This is a genomic window from Halomonas halophila, from assembly GCF_030406665.1.
Classification (GTDB): domain Bacteria; phylum Pseudomonadota; class Gammaproteobacteria; order Pseudomonadales; family Halomonadaceae; genus Halomonas; species Halomonas halophila.
This window is the reverse complement of sequence record NZ_CP129121.1, coordinates 1,563,664-1,579,092: the sequence shown is the minus strand read 5'-3', so window position 1 is coordinate 1,579,092 and position 15,429 is coordinate 1,563,664. Positions and strand designations below refer to the sequence as shown.

The following is a 15,429-nucleotide window of genomic DNA, read 5'->3' as shown; positions in this document are numbered from 1 at the left end:
TTACTGGCGAATGCCCTCGAAGGTCACGTACAGCTCGAGCTCGTGCATCGACTCCGGGAACTGCGACATGTCGATGCCGTAGTCGGAGAGCGTCAGGGTGGTGGAGCCCTCGAAGCCGGCGCGATAGTTGCCCCAGGGATCGTCGCCCTCGCCCAGCAGAGTCACCGGCATCTCGATGGCCTGGGTCTCGCCGTGCAGGGTCAGATCGCCGGTCAGCACGCCCTCGCCCTCGCCGGTAGGCTCGAAGCCGGTGGAAGCGAAGCTCGCGGTGGGATATTCGGCCGCGTCGAGGAAGTCATCGCTCAGGATGTGCTTGTCGCGCTCGGCGTGGTTGGTGGTCAGGCTGTCGACCTCGACCTCCAGGTTGGCGGATGACGCTTCCGGGTTCTCGGGGTCATAGCTGAACCCGCCGTCGAACTCCTCGAAACTGCCCAGGATGTAGGAGAAACCCAGGTGGCTGATCTTGAACTGCACGAAGGCGTGCTGGCCGTCGATGTCGATGGCGTAGTCGGCAGCCTGTGCCTGGGCGAGCGGCACCAGGGACGCGGCGGCCAGGGCGGCGGTCAGGGCGGTCTTCTTGTACATCGCTAACTCCTTGCGTGACTCGATGGGTCAGTGGGAAGCGGACCCGCCACGGCGGCGAGCCCGAGTGTAACGAGGCGTGAGCATGCGCATCAGGGTGTCGTGGCGATCGACCCAGTGATGCTTGAACGCGGCCAGGCCATGCCCACCGGCCAGCACCATCAGCGCCAGGGCGGCGTACCAGTGCACCGTGCCGGCGAGACTCGCCTGGTTGGGCAATCCGGTCATCAGCGCCGGCACCTGGAAGAGCCCGAACACATCGATGCCGGCGCCTTCCGCGGTGGAGATCAGATAGCCGCTGACCAGCACCAGCAGCATCAGCGCGTAGAGGGCGATGTGGCCGACATGGGCGGCCAGGCGTTCCAGACGCGACCCGGGCAACGATGGCGTCGGCTGAACGGCGCGCCAGACGAGACGGCCCAGGGTCACGGCGAACACCAGCATGCCGAGGGAACGATGCCACCAGGGCGCGAGGTTGTACCAGGCATCGTAATAGCCGAGCCCGGTCATCCACCAGCCCAGCACGAAGAGCCCGACGAAGGCCAACGCGCTCAGCCAGTGCAGCAGGATGCTGGTCCATCCCCAGCCGGTCGAAGTGTTACGCCACATGAGCGCTCCCGAATGCGTGTCACGGAGGAAGCAGACTACCCGAGCAAGGCGGGCGATTCCGCTGAAAAAAGATGAACGCTTCGTTCGGAAATTCCGCATGCCGCCCCGCGGCGGCATGCGGAGGAAGCCGATGACGCCCGGCTAGATCAGGGCATCGAGGCCCCGCGCCAGGTCGGCCCGGATGTCGGCGATGTCCTCGAGCCCCACCGCAATGCGGATCAGACCCTCGCGGATGCCGGCAGCGGCTTTCTGGTCGTCGGAGAGGCGGCCATGGGTGGTGGTACCGGGATGGGTGATGGTGGTCTTGACGTCGCCCAGGTTGCCGGTGATCGACAGCATCCGGGTCGCGTCGATGACCGACCAGGCGCCCTCACGACCGCCCTTGATCTCGACCCCGAGCACCGCACCGAATGCCTTCTGCTGACGCGCGGCCAGCTCATGCTGCGGATGGCTGGCCAGCCCACTGTAATACACCCGTTCCACCGCCGGATGCGCCTCGAGCCACTCGGCCAGCTGCAGCGCATTGGCGCAGTGGGCCTTCATGCGCAGCCCCAGGGTCTCCAGGCCCTTGGTGAAGATCCAGGCGTTGAAGGGACTCATGCAGGGCCCGCAGGTGCGCACCACCCCGAAGACCTCCTGCAGCAGCGCCTCGGGGCCGACCACGGCGCCGCCAACGGCACGGCCCTGGCCGTCCAGGTACTTGGTGGCAGAGTGAATCACCAGATCCGCCCCCAGCGCGATGGGCGTCTGCAGCGCCGGGGTCAGGAAGCAGTTGTCGATCGCCAGCCAGGCACCGTGACGATGCGCGAGCTCGGCCAGCGCCGGGATATCGCCCACCTCGGACAGCGGGTTGGACGGCGTCTCGGCGAACAGCAGCCTGGTGGCCGGCGTGATCGCCGCTTCCCAGGCCGCCAGGTCGGAGAGCTCGACGTAGCGGGTGGTGATGCCGAACTTGCCCAGGTACTTGTCGAACAGGCTGACCGTGGAGCCGAACAGCGAGCGGGAGGCGACGATCTCGTCGCCGGCCTGCAGCAGCGCCAGGGCCGTGGACAGGATCGCCGACATGCCGGAGCTGGTCGCCACGCAGCGCTCGCCGCCTTCCAGGGCGGCGAGGCGGCGCTCGAAGGTCTGCACCGACGGGTTGGTGAACCGCGAGTAGACGTTGCCCGGCTCCTGGCCGCCGAACTTGCGCGCCGCCTCGGCGGCACTGCCGTAGACGAAGCTCGAGGTCGGAAAGATCGGCTCGCCGTGTTCCTGCTCGGCGGTACGATGATGCCCGGTGCGGATCGCCAGGGTATCGAGCCCCCAGTCATCCGCCGGGTTGGATTCGTCGTGCATGGCGCCTCCCTGTCAGTCGGTGTCGTCTTCCTGATTGTGCATGCCCACCAACGCGTGGTCACCGGCGCTCTGCTCCGACTTGGCATCGTCGTTGCGGCTGGCTTCCAGGGCGGCCAGATAGGCGTCGTCGATGTCGCCGGTGATGTAGCGGCCATCGAACACCGAACAGTCGAACTCGTCCAGGGCCGGATTGATCTCGCGACAGGCGGTCTTCAGATCCTCGAGGTCCTGATAGATCATGCGATCGGCGCCGATCAGCTCGCCCACCTCGGCCTCGGTGCGACCGTGGGCGATCAGCTCGCTGGCCGCCGGCATGTCGATACCGTAGACGTTCGGGTAGCGCACGGGCGGCGCCGCGGAGGCGAAGTACACGTTCTTCGCGCCGGCCTCCCTGGCCATCTGGATGATCTGGTTGCAGGTGGTGCCACGCACGATGGAGTCGTCGACCAGCAGCACGTTCTTGCCCTCGAACTCGATGTCGATGGCATTCAGCTTCTGGCGCACCGACTTCTTGCGCTGGGTCTGGCCGGGCATGATGAAGGTCCGCCCGATGTAGCGGTTCTTCATGAAGCCTTCGCGATAGGTCACCCCCAGGTGCTGGGCCAGCTCCAGGGCCGAGGTCCGCGAGGTGTCGGGGATCGGGATCACCACGTCGATGTCGTGCTCCGGCCACTCGTGCTTGATGCGATCGGCGAGCTTGCGACCCATCGCCATGCGGGTGCCGTAGACATAGGCACCGTCGAGCAGGGTATCCGGGCGCGCCAGATAGACGTGCTCGAAGATGCAGGGCGCCAGGCGCGGCGCGTCGGCGCACTGCTGGGTGTGGATCTCGCCATCCATGCTGACGAAGATCGCCTCGCCCGGGGCCAGGTCGCGATGCAGCTCGAAGCCGCCCACGTCCAGCGCCACCGACTCGGAGGCGATCATCACTTCCTGGCCTTCACCTTCATCACGGCTGCCGAACACCACCGGGCGGATGCCGTTGGGGTCGCGAAAGGCCACCATGCCCACGCCGTTGATGATCGCCACCGCGGCGTAGCCGCCCAGGCAGCGACGATGCACGCGGCGCACGGCGTCGAAGATGTCGCCCGGCGCCAGGTGCGGCCCCTGCTTGCCCAGCTCGTGGGCGAAGACGTTGAGCAACACCTCGGAGTCGGAGCTGGTGTTGATGTGACGCAGGTCGGAGGAGAACAGCTCCTGCTTGAGCTGGTCGGCGTTGGTCAGGTTGCCGTTGTGGGCCAGCGAGATGCCGTACGGCGAGTTGACGTAGAACGGCTGGGATTCCGCCTCGCTGGAGGAGCCGGCGGTGGGATAGCGCACGTGACCGATGCCCAGGTTACCCTGGAGACGCGCCATGTGGCGGGTATGGAAGACGTCGCGCACCAGACCGTTGCTCTTGCGCAGCAGGAAGCGACCGTCGTTCCAGGTCATCATGCCGGCGGCATCCTGGCCTCGGTGCTGGAGCACCGTCAGGGCATCGTAGATCCCCTGGTTCACCGCCTGCTTGGCCATCAGGCCCACGATACCGCACATTACACCTTACCTCGCTTGCCTTGGTTGGGCGGCGCTGGAGCCGCCTCGATCGATCATGTCAGGGGGTGGCGACCTCGTCATCCCGTGCCTGCGACGGCATCAGGGAGACGGGGTCGCCGAGGGATTCGGGGGAGACCGGCAGCCGCCCTTCCCAGGCGGCCAGGCGACCGACCGCCCAGTCCTTCAACTGCAGGAAGGGCGGCCGCAGGCTGGCCTGCTGCCAGGCCTCGAGTTGTTGCAAGGGGGTCAGGCCGATCAGCAGGGTCGCCACCACCAGGATGGCGCTGCCCTTGGCCAGGCCGAAGGCGGCACCGGCCACGCGGTTGAACAGGCCCATGCCGACCCACTCCACCGCCGCCTGGATCAGGCGGATGACCACGCCGCAGGCCAGAATGACGCCCAGCACCACCAGCACGAAGGCGAGGATCAGGCGACCGTCGGGGCTATCGATCAGGCCCTCGAGCCGGACGGCCAGGGGCTCGGCCAGCCAGCGCGCCGCCAGCAGCGCCACCACCCAGGCCGCCAAGCCCAGGGCCTCGCGCACCAGGCCACGTACCAGCCCGGCGATGCCGGTGACGGCGAGCACCGCCACGAACACCCAATCCAGCCAGGTCAGGGTCACTCGGCCTCCACCAGCAGTCCCTGGAGATTGAGGTCGGCCTTGAGCTCGCTCATCGCCTGCTCGGCGACCTCACTACGGGCATAGGGCCCGACGTACACGGTGGTCAGATCGTTGTTGCGCGGGCGGCGATAGGCCGGAAAGCCCTGCTCCTCGAGGCGCGCCTCGAGCCGCTCGGCGTTGGCCGGCTCACCGAAGCTGCCCACCTGCACCGCCCATTCGCCGCCGGAGACCGCCTCTCGGGTCGGTGCGTCCGAGGCCGCCATGCGCTCGTCGGCGGCACGGGCCAGATCGGCGATGGGGTCCGACGCGGGCGCATCGGCCTCTGAAGACTCGGCATCGCCAGAGGCCGACGCGACCTCCGTCGAGGCCTGTTGCGTGGTGTCCTGGACGGCCGGCGCATCGTCGCTATCGGAAGACGAGGCCTCGACCGACGCCTGCCCCGCCTCGACCGAGACGACGTCATCGGCGGATGACATCGCGTCGACACCGGATGCCCCCTCTTGCGCCGGAGACTCGGCGTTCGCCGACAGTTCCTCCGACGGCTCGGGCGCTTCGGGTTCGCGGTGTGACACCTCGATCGGCTGCTCGATGCTCATGGTCGGCTGCGGGCGATCTTCCCGCGGCGCCGGGTCATCGAACAGCAGCGGCAGGAAGATCACCGCCAGGGCCAACAGGATCAGCGCTCCGCTGATCCGCTCTCGCCATCCGTACTTCATCTCGTTCCCTCGCTGCCGGCCTCCATGGCAGTCTGCGCCGGCTCGGCCCAGGCCGCCAGTACATCGGCCACGGTGAAGAAGGAGCCACACACCAGGACCCGGTCCGCCGGGCTCAGGCGCTCGCCCAGCCATGCCACCCCCGCCGCCGGGGAATCCGCCCGATGCCACACCGGCTGGCCGAGTGCCTCGAGGGTCGCGGCCAGCGCCTCGGCGCTACGCGCCCGATCGCCCTCGAGAGTGACCGGCAGCCAGGCATCGATGGCCGGCGCCAGGGCGCCGATCACGCCCTCGGCGTCCTTGTCGGCGAGCATGCCCAGCAGGGCGACGGTGCGCCCCTCGCAGGGCCGCTCGGCCAGACGCTGGGCAAGATACTCGGCGGCATGAGGGTTGTGGCCGACGTCCAGGCACCACTGCCCACGCCACTGCATGCGCCCGGGCAACTCGACGCCGGCCAGCGCTCGCCGACAGGCCTCGGCCTCCAGCATCCAGCCGCCCAGGGCAAACGCCTGCAGGGCGGTGGCGGCGTTGTCCAGCGGCAGCCCGGGATCGGGGAGCGCCTCGAGGCGCGCGACGGCGCCTTCGGCATCGTGCCCCTGCCAGGTCCAGCCGCCCTCGCCCGTCTCTCGGCAGGAAGTCTCGCCCCGGCATGCGACACGCGTGAATGCCGCCCCGAGGGCATGCACCTGGGCGCCCAGCGCCTCGGCGGTGGCGGCGACGCTTTGCGGAAGCGCCTGGCTGCCCAGCACCGCGGGACGCCCCGCGCGCATGATGCCGGCCTTCTCGCGGCCGATGACCTCGAGATCGTCGCCCAGATAGGCGGCATGATCGCGAGCGATGGTGGTCACCACCGCCACGTCGGCGTCGAGCACGTTGACCGCATCCAGGCGACCGCCGAGGCCGACCTCGAGGATGGCGAGTTCCGGCGAGCGTTCACGGATGGCATGCAGCGCCCCCAGAGTGCCGGCCTCGAAGTAGGTCAGGCTGATCGGATCGCCGTCGAAACGCGCGGCCTCGACGGCCTCGAAGCCCGCCACCAGCTCGGCATCGCCGGCTTCCGCGCCGTCGAGGCGCAGCCGTTCGTTGTAGCGCAGCAGATGAGGCGAGGTGTAGGTGGCGGTGCCGACCCCGTGCTCCCGGGCCAGCGACTCCAGCATGGCGACGGTGGAGCCCTTGCCGTTGGTGCCGGCCACGGTGATCACACGCCCGGCGATGGGGCCGTCGAGCAGCCCCATGCGGCGGGCGACCTCGGCCACCCGTTCCAGACCGAGGTCGATGCTGACCGGATGCGCCGCTTCAAGCCGCGCCAGCCAGTTCCCGAGGGAAGCGGAAGGAGCCTCGTTCATGACGCCATCAACGCTCGGCGTCCTGACGCGGCTCGGCGCCGTCGTCCGCCGGCTCGACCGGGGTATCCTCGGCCTGCTGAGCGGTATCGACCAGATCCGGCTCGGCGGCCTCGGGCGCGTCGGCCGGGCCATTGGCGGGCTGGTGGGTCAGCTTGCGCAGCACGCCGCCGAGGCGCTCACGCATCTCGTGGCGATGGACGATCATGTCCACGGTGCCGTGATCGAGCAGGAACTCGCTGCGCTGGAAACCTTCCGGCAGCTTCTCGCGCACGGTCTGCTCGATGACCCGCGGGCCGGCGAAGCCGATCAGGGCGTTGGGTTCGGCGACGTTGAGGTCGCCCAGCATCGCCAGCGAGGCGGAGACGCCGCCGAACACCGGGTCGGTGAGCACCGAGATGTAGGGCACGCCGGCCTGCTTGAGCTTCTCCAGCGCGGCGGAGGTCTTGGCCATCTGCATCAGCGAGAACAGCGCCTCCTGCATGCGTGCACCACCCGAGGCGCCGAAGCACACCAGCGGCACGCCCGCGTCCAGGGCCTGCTCGGCGGCGCGAACGAACTTCTCGCCCACCACGGCGCCCATGGAGCCGCCCATGAAGGTGAACTCGAAGGCCACCGCCACGACCGACATGCCGTCCAGCTGGCCGCGCATGGCCACCAGCGCATCCTTCTCGCCGGTGGACTTCTGGGCCGCGGTCAGACGGTCCTTGTACTTCTTGGAATCACGGAACTTGAGGCGGTCGACCGGTTCGAGATCGGCCGCGATCTCCTCGCGACCTTCCTTGTCGAGGAACCAGTCGAGGCGCTTGCGCGCGGTGAGACGCAGGTGATGCTCGCACTTGGGACAGACGTGGTGGTGCTTCTCGAGTTCCGGCAGGTAGAGCACCCCGTCGCACTTGGGGCACTTGCGCCACAGGCCGTCCGGCACGCTCGAACGGCGGTCCTTGCGCTGAATGCGGCCCACCGAGGGCACGATCTTGTCTAGCCAGCTCATGTCAGAAACGCTTCCATTTTTGCGGTCGCCCCCTCCGAGCGGGGCGACTGTCGAATCGATATTCGGGGTCCGTCAGGCGTCCAGGGCCTGGCGCATCTCGCTCAGCACGGCTTCCAGCTTGGCGGGAATCGCCGCCGGGCGCTCGGCGTTCTCGGCGATGCGCGAAACCAGGGCACTGCCGACGATCACGCCGTCGGCCACTCGGCCGACCTCGGCGGCCGAGGCGCCATCGCGGATGCCGAAGCCCACGCACAGCGGCAGGTCGGTCATCTCGCGCAGTGGGGCCAGATGCTCGGCCACGTCCGCGGCATCGACGCTGGCGCCTCCGGTGACACCCTTGAGCGAGACGTAGTACAGATAACCCTCGCCATGGGCGCATATTGTAGCGGCCCGGGCACGGGAAGTGGTAGGGGCCACCAGGAAGATCGAGGCCAGACCGCGCTCCTTGAGCACCGGCCCCATCAGGTCGGCCTCCTCGGGTGGCATGTCGACGAGCAGCACGCCGTCGATGCCGGCGTCGCGAGCGGCGTCGGCGAAGGCCTCGAGCCCCATGCGCTCGACGGGATTGAGATAGCCCATCAGCACCACCGGGGTCTCGGCGTCGTCGCGCCGGAACGCCCGCACCATCTCGATCAGGTCGGCCAGGCGCACGCCGTGCACGAGGGCGCGCTCGCAGGCCTTCTGGATCACCGGGCCATCGGCCATGGGATCGGAGAACGGCACGCCCAGCTCGATGACGTCGGCGCCGGCGCGCACCAGGGCGTGCATGAAGCCCACGGTGTGCTCGGGCGCGGGGTCGCCGGCGGTGATGTAGGGAATCAGCGCGCGGCGCCCCTCTTCCTTCAGCGCGGCGAAGCGTTGGTCGATACGATTCATCGGTGTCCCCTAGAGTTCGATGCCGTCGAGCTTGGCGACCGTCAGGATATCCTTGTCGCCGCGTCCGGAGAGGTTGACCACGATATGCTGGTCGGGCCGCATCTGCGGCGCCAGCACCCTGGCATGGGCCAGCGCATGGGCCGACTCCAGCGCCGGCATGATGCCCTCGACGTGGGTCAGCTCGCGGAAGGCCTCGAGCACCGCCTCATCGTCCGCCGCCACGTAGTTGACCCGGCCCACGTCCTTCCATAGCGCATGCTCGGGCCCCACGCCCGGATAGTCGAGCCCGGCGGAGATCGAATGGGTGTCGCTGACCTGACCGCCCTCGTCGGACATCAGATAGGTGCGATTGCCGTGCAGCACGCCACGTGGCGCCCCGGAGGCCAGCGGTGCGGCGTGACGGCCGGTGGCCACGCCATCACCACCGGCCTCGACGCCAACCATGGCGACCCCGTCGTCCTCGACGAAGGGATAGAACAGCCCCATGGCGTTGGAGCCGCCACCCACGCAGGCGATCAGCGCATCGGGCAGGCGACCGAACTCCTCCAGCGACTGGCGGCGCGCCTCGCGGCCGACCACGGCGTTGAAGTCGCGCACCAGCATCGGATAGGGATGCGGCCCGGCCACGGTGCCGATGATGTAGAAGGTGTCGTCGACGTTGGTCACCCAGTCGCGCAGCGCCTCGTTCATGGCATCCTTCAGGGTACGGGTGCCCGACTCCACCGGAATCACGTTGGCGCCGAGCAAGCGCATGCGATAGACGTTGAGCTTCTGTCGCTCGACGTCCTCGGCGCCCATGTAGACCTCGCACTCGAGCCCCAGACGCGCCGCCACGGTGGCGGTGGCCACGCCGTGCTGGCCGGCGCCGGTCTCGGCGATCACCCGCGGCTTGCCGCTCTTCTTCGCCAGCAGCGCCTGACCGATGGTGTTGTTCACCTTGTGCGCGCCGGTGTGATTCAGGTCCTCGCGCTTGAGCCAGATCTGGGCGCCGCCCAGCCGCTGCGACCATCGCTCGGCATGATAGAGCGGCGAGGGCCGACCCACATAGTGGGCCAGGTCGTGGTCGAATTCCGCCTGGAACGCCGGATCGTCGCGCAGCTGCGCGTAGGTCTTGTCCAGCTCTTCCAGGGCGAAGCTCAGGGTCTCCGAGACGAACCGCCCGCCGTAGGGGCCGAAGTGGCCGCGGGCATCCGGCAGCCGGGTCAGGTCGCTGAACTTGCTCACAAGGACACCTCACAGGATCGCCAACAGGGAATGGTCGTGAATGCGTCGGCCGCGGGAGTCAGCCATCGGCGTGCCGGACCGCGCGGAGAAAGTCGGCCATTTCCGCGCCGCCCTTGATGCCGGGCGCGGTCTCGATGCCGCCGGAGACATCCACCGCCAGAGGGCGCACCGCGGCGATGGCCTCGGCCACGTTGGCCGGCGTCAGGCCTCCGGCGAGAATAACAGGTTTCGCCAGGCACGCGGGGATGCGCGACCAGTCGAAGGTCTCGCCGGTGCCGCCGGGCACGCCGGGGCGATAGGCGTCGAGCAGCAGCGCCCGGGCGCCTATGTAGTCGCGGGCCGCGGCGTGAACATCCAGGCCGTCGCGCATGCGTAGTGCCTTGATCCAGGGCCGGGGCGCGGCCGCGCAGAACGCCGGCGTCTCCTCGCCGTGGAACTGCAGCAGGTCCAGGTGCTCGGCGGCCCGGGCCACCAGCGCCTCGTCGGGGTCGACGAACAGCCCGACCCGGGTGACGAAGGCCGGCACCCGGGCGGCCAGCGCGGCCAGCCGCTCGAGGCCCACCGCCCGCTTGCTGCCGGGCCACAGCACGAAGCCCAGGGCATCGGCCCCCGCCGCCACCGCGGCGTCGACGTCCTCGGGGCGGGTCAGGCCGCAGAACTTGACCCGGGTGCGGCCGAGGGCCGCGCCATGCTCAAGCATCGTCGCCCTCCTCCGCCGCCAGCGCCGCCGCGGCATTGGCCGCCCGGGAGCGGTCGCGCCGGTAGGCGGCCATGGGCGAATCGGGCACCGCCCGCTCGCCGCTCCACTCGCCGAGGAAGGCCAGCAGATTGGGGCCCAGCGGCTCGGCAGGCAGCTCCCAGCTCTCGTCGAAGAGGCAGTCGACGAAGTGGAGGCCGTGAGCCGGCGCGGTGACGTCGCCCAGCGTACGATCGCGCAGGGTCAGCAGCCGGCCGATGTGGCCCTCGTCCTGGGCCCCACGCCCCACCGACATCAGCGCCCCGGCGATATTGCGGATCATGTGGTGCAGGAAGGCGTTGCCCTGGACGTCGATGACCACCAGCGGGCCGTAGCGATTCACCTCGATGAAGTGCAGGTGACGCCAGGGCGTCGTCGACTGGCAGCCGGCGGCGCGAAAGGTGGAGAAGTCGTTCTCGCCGACCAGCGCCTGGGCGGCGCGGTGCATGGCCTCGGCGTCGAGCGGATCGCGACACCAGGTCACGTTGTGGCGCTCGAGCACCGGAGGGCTGGTGCGATTGAGGATCACGTAGCGATAGCGCCGCGCCAGTGCCGAGAAGCGAGCGTGAAAGTCGTCGGCCACAGGCTTGACCCAGCGCACCGCGATATCACGGGGCAGGTTGGCGTTGGTGCCGAACACCCAGGCCTTCTCCGAACGCAGCGAAGGCGGGTCGAAGTGAATCACCTGGCGGGTGGCGTGCACGCCGGAGTCGGTGCGGCCACTGCACATCACGGAGACCGGTGCGGCGGCGACGCGAGACATCGCCTGTTCCAGGGAGGCCTGCACCGAGGCGCTGTGCTTCAGGCGCTGCCAGCCGCAGTAGGCGGTACCGTCGTATTCCACGGCCATGGCCAATCGGCCGCGAAGGGGTTGCTTGTCGTCGAGACGATGAAAGAAGGTCATGCGTTCTTCATGGCTGATGGCGGTCGAGCAGGTCGCGCGCCTCTTGCCGGGCGGCGGCGTCGTTGGACGCCTCGAGGAAGCGCTCCAGCATGACGCGCGCCTCGCGAACCTCGCCGACCTCGAACAGGTGGCGTGCCTCGTCCAGGGTGGCGATCGCGGGCGCCGCGTCGTCGGGACCATCATTATCCCCGGGCAGCGGCGGGAACGCCACCTCCTCGACCTCCCACGAATCCGCGTCACGGCCGCCCCCGCCGACCGGCGTGAACTCGACCTGCGGCTGGCTCGGCGTTTCCTCCCGGGGTGCGACCGGCTCCAGCGGTGGCGGCCGGTAGTCGATGACCTGGCGGCCGTCTTCCTTGGTCCGGGTCGCCACCTGGGGCATCTCAGGCTCCGAGGCCGACGCCGGGGCCTCCGGTGCGGCATCTGGCTCGCCGTCCTGCTCCGGCTCGAATGACGTTTCGAACGACGCCTCATCGTCCTGTCGCCCGTGATCGCTGGACGAACTCGCCTCTCCGGGTGCGGGCTCGATGACCGGCGGGCGATAGCGCGACAGGTCCTCCTGTGCCGCCTCCGGGCGCTTCACACCGGCCTCCGGCTCGTCAGGCTCGGCAGCGGCTTGCGACTCGCCCCCATCGCCGAAGAGACGCGGCGGGCGCTCGTCGGCCGCACCGAAGACCGCACGCTCGATGGGCGCCTCGTCATCCTCGACGACCGGTCCCATCAGCCGGAGCACCTCGGCACGTGCCGACTCATCGCCGGAGGCCCGTAGATGCTCGGCCTGGGCCTCGGCGGCGGCGCGATCGCCCTGCTCCAGCTGCACCCGCATCAGCTTGAGGCGCAGATCCTGGCGCTCCGGCTCCCGCGCCACGCCGGCTTCCAGCAGTTCACGAGCCTGATCGTAGCGGCCATAGGCAATGAAGATATCGGCCTCGCTGATCGCCTCCGTCTCCGGCATGGCGTCACGCACCGAGCGCCTGGGTACGCCGATGGCGTCGCTTCCGGCATTCGGCGAGGCCGGCTCGCCCGGCGGGCGTATGACCCGGTTCTCGCCGAAGGCGGCCGCCGGGCGCTGTGTCGACGGCGCGACCTCTTCCGCGCGACGCCGGCGCACCAGGCCCCAAAGCGCCAGCAGCAGCGCGACCGCCGCGCCGCCCAGCACCAGCGGCCGCCCGACCGCCCCCTGATAGAGCGCGCCCCACCAGGGGCGCGGCTGACCGGCCCCGCCATCACCAGCGCTCTCGGGCGGCGCCACGCCGCCGGTTCCCGCCGCATCGACACCGGTACCCCCGGCCGCCAGGGCCGCGACCCGGTCGCGCAGCGCGTCCAGCTCTTCGCGCAGCCCGCCGACCTCGGCCTCCAGCGCGTCGCGCTCGGCCTGCAACTCGGCCAGGGCCGAACGACTCTCCTGGAAGCGCTGCTCCAGACGCAACAGACGATCGCCATCGGTCAGCCCGCCCCGGGCGGTGATGTCCGCCAGCACTCCGGGATCGATCCGCTCGGCGGCGTCGGATGACGCCGGGGACGCGTCCTCTTCCGCGCTGCCGGCCTCACCGCTCGCATCGCCCCCGGCACCACCGGCGTCGACGCCGTGGTCACCCAGGCCGGCGGCGACCTCCGCGTCGGTCAGCAGGGTCAGCCGCGGCGCCTGATCCCGCGAGGCCTCGCGTGGCGCCCCAGGAGACGCGACCGCGGTCTCGTCGGCGACCGCCTCGGGCGTCTCGCCCCCGGAGGTATCCACCTCGGCCATGGCCGGCTCGGCGGAGCCCAGCGACACCGGTGCCGGCGCCCCACCGCCGCGGCTGGCCCAGGCGCTGTTCATGGCCTGCACCAGCTCGGCCGACCTCGCTGGCGAACGCACGGCGATCGCCTCGCGGGAGGGCACGGTCAGGGTGAAGCCGGCACGCATCTCATTGATGTTGCCGCTGGGGAAGACCTCGGGATTGGCCTCGACCAGCGCCAGCATCATCTGGTTCATGCCGATGCCGCTGTCGGGCCGCAACCGGTCGGCCAGCATCCACAGGGTATCGCCGCTGCGCACCCGAGCCGGATCGACGCCCCCGCCGGCCGACACGGCTCGCGCCGGCGAGGACGTCGCGGCCCCGCTGCCCTCGACCAGCGCCGGCATGGCGGCATAGTCAGGCGGGTCGAGCAGCAGCGTCACCTCCTGCAGCTGACGACCGCCCGGCCAGTCGAAGCGCAGCAGCAGATCGACCCAGGGCTCGCGCACGGCACGCTCGGTGGTGAGCTCCAGCACCAGCCGCCCCTGGCGGCGCCGGACCGCCAGGTCGACGCTGGCCGCCAGCGGCGTGCGGGTCAGCCCCGCGGCACGATAGGCATCACCGTCGGCCACCGAGGCGTTGAGCCGGCCGACCTCGAGACCGCCGGTATCGGTCAGCGGAATGGTGGCGCGCAGCGGCACGTTGAGGGGCGAGACGACCTCGGCATTACCCAGCCCCAGGGCCAGCGCCAGCGGGCTGACCAGGAAAAGCGGGAGCAGTGTGGTGAGCGATAGCGTGCGTTTCATGGATCCCCTTGCAACCGCCCGGTCGGACGCGCTGGTACGCGGCCGAGGCAGAACGATAAAACGATGTCTGACTGACGGGTCTAACACATCCGGCTCGTTGGCAACGCCAGGCCACCCACGCCCGTCCCAGGCGGAATTCAACGTCACTCATTGATCCGTGACAGGGCGAGCCGCCCAACGACAGGCGGGGCGCCCCCGAAGGAGACGCCCCGCCAGGTCCGCCCACATGAAGCGGAAGGAAATCCGCGATTCCGTCGCAAGCGCGATCAGGAAACCGGGGATGCCCCTTACTGCTCGCGCAGGATCTTGAGCATGCGCTTGAGCGGCTCGGCCGCGCCCCACAGCAGCTGGTCGCCGACGCTGAAGGCGGACAGGTATTCGCCGCCCATGGCCAGCTTGCGCAGGCGGCCGACCGGCACGGTCAGGGTGCCGGTGGCGGCGGCCGGGGTCAGGCCGTCGATGGTGGCATCCTTGTCGTTGGGGATCAGCTTGACCCAGTCGTTATGGGTCGCGATGCGCTCCTCGATCTCGTCGAGCGGCACGTCCTGGCGCAGCTTGATGGTGAACGCCTGGCTGTGGGAGCGCATGGCACCGATGCGCACGCAGAGACCGTCGATCGGCACCGGATTGTCCTGCAGGCCGAGGATCTTGTTGGTCTCGACGTTGCCCTTCCACTCCTCGCGGCTCTGGCCGTTGTCGAGCTTGGAGTCGATCCACGGCAGCAGGCTGCCGGCCAGCGGCGCGCCGAAGTTGTCGGTCGGGAACTCGCCCGAGCGCATGGCCGCGGTGACCTTGCGGTCGATGTCGAGGATGGCGCTGGCCGGGTCGGCGAGCTCGTCGGCCACGCTGTCGCGCAGGCCGCCCATCTGGTTGAGCAGCTCGCGCATGTGCTTGGCGCCGGAGCCGGAGGCCGCCTGGTAGGTCATGGAGGTCATCCACTCGACCATGTCGGCCTCGAACAGCCCGCCCAGGCCCATCAGCATCAGGCTGACGGTGCAGTTGCCGCCGACGAAGGTCCTGGCGCCGCGGGCCAGCTGCTCGTCGATCACCTTGCGGTTGACCGGGTCCAGCACGATGGTGGCCTCGTCGGCCATGCGCAGGGTGCTGGCGGCATCGATCCAGTAGCCCTTCCAGCCGCCGTTGCGCAGGTCCTCGTAGACCTTCTTGGTGTAGTCGCCGCCCTGGCAGGTGATGACCACGTCGAGGGCCTTGAGGGCCTCGAGGTCGAAGGCGTCCTTCAGCGGAGGCACCTCAACGCCGACGTCGGGGCCGGCCTGGCCGACCTGGGAGGTGGTGAAGAAGATCGGCTCGATGCCGTTGAAGTCTCCATCTTCCACCATCCGCTGCATGAGCACGGAACCCACCATGCCCCGCCATCCGACGAAACCGACTTTCAACATGTGAAGTCCTCCAGAAAGAATTGAACCCGTT

The 15,429-nt window shown here is 69.5% G+C and carries 14 protein-coding genes; all 14 read right to left on the bottom strand.

Going from position 1 to position 15,429, the window contains the following annotated elements:
* Nucleotides 1-585, bottom strand: a complete 585-nt coding sequence (locus tag QWG60_RS07250) for a YceI family protein (protein WP_107182033.1) — start codon at nucleotides 583-585, stop codon at nucleotides 1-3.
* 27 nt (nucleotides 586-612) lie between these two features.
* The gene (locus QWG60_RS07245; protein WP_035596049.1) at nucleotides 613-1,191 is read right to left on the bottom strand and encodes a cytochrome b; all 579 of its coding nucleotides are present in this window, start codon (nucleotides 1,189-1,191) and stop codon (nucleotides 613-615) included.
* A 141-nt stretch (nucleotides 1,192-1,332) separates the two neighbouring features.
* A complete protein-coding gene (locus QWG60_RS07240) occupies nucleotides 1,333-2,529 on the bottom strand; it encodes an O-succinylhomoserine sulfhydrylase (protein WP_146908212.1) in 1,197 nt (398 codons plus the stop codon).
* 12 nt (nucleotides 2,530-2,541) lie between these two features.
* The gene (gene purF, locus QWG60_RS07235) at nucleotides 2,542-4,062 is read right to left on the bottom strand and encodes an amidophosphoribosyltransferase (RefSeq protein ID WP_035596055.1); all 1,521 of its coding nucleotides are present in this window, start codon (nucleotides 4,060-4,062) and stop codon (nucleotides 2,542-2,544) included.
* A gap of 58 nt (nucleotides 4,063-4,120) precedes the next feature.
* Entirely contained in the window at nucleotides 4,121-4,684 is a 564-nt protein-coding gene (locus QWG60_RS07230) for a CvpA family protein (protein WP_035596057.1), read from the bottom strand.
* The gene (locus tag QWG60_RS07225) at nucleotides 4,681-5,400 is read right to left on the bottom strand and encodes an SPOR domain-containing protein (protein WP_146908210.1); all 720 of its coding nucleotides are present in this window, start codon (nucleotides 5,398-5,400) and stop codon (nucleotides 4,681-4,683) included. The genes QWG60_RS07230 and QWG60_RS07225 overlap by 4 nt, the downstream gene beginning before the upstream one ends.
* On the bottom strand, nucleotides 5,397-6,743 hold the full coding sequence (folC, locus tag QWG60_RS07220; protein WP_146908208.1) for a bifunctional tetrahydrofolate synthase/dihydrofolate synthase: 1,347 nt from the start codon (nucleotides 6,741-6,743) through the stop codon (nucleotides 5,397-5,399). Before folC ends, QWG60_RS07225 begins: the two co-directional genes overlap by 4 nt.
* A 7-nt stretch (nucleotides 6,744-6,750) precedes the next feature.
* The gene (gene accD, locus QWG60_RS07215) at nucleotides 6,751-7,734 is read right to left on the bottom strand and encodes an acetyl-CoA carboxylase, carboxyltransferase subunit beta (protein ID WP_146908207.1); all 984 of its coding nucleotides are present in this window, start codon (nucleotides 7,732-7,734) and stop codon (nucleotides 6,751-6,753) included.
* 72 nt (nucleotides 7,735-7,806) lie between these two features.
* A complete protein-coding gene (trpA, locus tag QWG60_RS07210; protein WP_046080225.1) occupies nucleotides 7,807-8,610 on the bottom strand; it encodes a tryptophan synthase subunit alpha in 804 nt (267 codons plus the stop codon).
* Nucleotides 8,611-8,619: 9 nt separating this feature from the next.
* Nucleotides 8,620-9,834, bottom strand: coding sequence for a tryptophan synthase subunit beta (gene trpB, locus QWG60_RS07205; RefSeq protein WP_146908206.1), 1,215 nt, complete (start codon nucleotides 9,832-9,834; stop codon nucleotides 8,620-8,622).
* Between the two features lie 58 nt (nucleotides 9,835-9,892).
* Nucleotides 9,893-10,534: a phosphoribosylanthranilate isomerase gene (locus QWG60_RS07200; RefSeq protein ID WP_046080222.1), complete on the bottom strand. Its 642-nt coding sequence runs from the start codon at nucleotides 10,532-10,534 to the stop codon at nucleotides 9,893-9,895.
* Nucleotides 10,527-11,474, bottom strand: a complete 948-nt coding sequence (gene truA / locus QWG60_RS07195) for a tRNA pseudouridine(38-40) synthase TruA (protein WP_046080221.1) — start codon at nucleotides 11,472-11,474, stop codon at nucleotides 10,527-10,529. Before truA ends, QWG60_RS07200 begins: the two co-directional genes overlap by 8 nt.
* A gap of 7 nt (nucleotides 11,475-11,481) precedes the next feature.
* Nucleotides 11,482-13,998: a type IV pilus assembly protein FimV gene (locus tag QWG60_RS07190; RefSeq protein ID WP_146908205.1), complete on the bottom strand. Its 2,517-nt coding sequence runs from the start codon at nucleotides 13,996-13,998 to the stop codon at nucleotides 11,482-11,484.
* A 287-nt stretch (nucleotides 13,999-14,285) separates the two neighbouring features.
* The gene (gene asd / locus QWG60_RS07185; protein ID WP_107182040.1) at nucleotides 14,286-15,398 is read right to left on the bottom strand and encodes an aspartate-semialdehyde dehydrogenase; all 1,113 of its coding nucleotides are present in this window, start codon (nucleotides 15,396-15,398) and stop codon (nucleotides 14,286-14,288) included.
* Nucleotides 15,399-15,429: the final 31 nt, after the last annotated feature.

Coding starts and splice junctions, on each gene's coding strand:
- QWG60_RS07250 (WP_107182033.1), bottom strand. CDS start 585: ATGTACAAGAAGACCGCCCTGACCGCCGCCCTGGCCGCCGCGTCCCTG.
- QWG60_RS07245 (WP_035596049.1), bottom strand. CDS start 1,191: ATGTGGCGTAACACTTCGACCGGCTGGGGATGGACCAGCATCCTGCTG.
- QWG60_RS07240 (WP_146908212.1), bottom strand. CDS start 2,529: ATGCACGACGAATCCAACCCGGCGGATGACTGGGGGCTCGATACCCTG.
- purF (WP_035596055.1), bottom strand. CDS start 4,062: ATGTGCGGTATCGTGGGCCTGATGGCCAAGCAGGCGGTGAACCAGGGG.
- QWG60_RS07225 (WP_146908210.1), bottom strand. CDS start 5,400: ATGAAGTACGGATGGCGAGAGCGGATCAGCGGAGCGCTGATCCTGTTG.
- folC (WP_146908208.1), bottom strand. CDS start 6,743: ATGAACGAGGCTCCTTCCGCTTCCCTCGGGAACTGGCTGGCGCGGCTT.
- accD (WP_146908207.1), bottom strand. CDS start 7,734: ATGAGCTGGCTAGACAAGATCGTGCCCTCGGTGGGCCGCATTCAGCGC.
- trpA (WP_046080225.1), bottom strand. CDS start 8,610: ATGAATCGTATCGACCAACGCTTCGCCGCGCTGAAGGAAGAGGGGCGC.
- QWG60_RS07200 (WP_046080222.1), bottom strand. CDS start 10,534: ATGCTTGAGCATGGCGCGGCCCTCGGCCGCACCCGGGTCAAGTTCTGC.
- truA (WP_046080221.1), bottom strand. CDS start 11,474: ATGACCTTCTTTCATCGTCTCGACGACAAGCAACCCCTTCGCGGCCGA.
- QWG60_RS07190 (WP_146908205.1), bottom strand. CDS start 13,998: ATGAAACGCACGCTATCGCTCACCACACTGCTCCCGCTTTTCCTGGTC.
- asd (WP_107182040.1), bottom strand. CDS start 15,398: ATGTTGAAAGTCGGTTTCGTCGGATGGCGGGGCATGGTGGGTTCCGTG.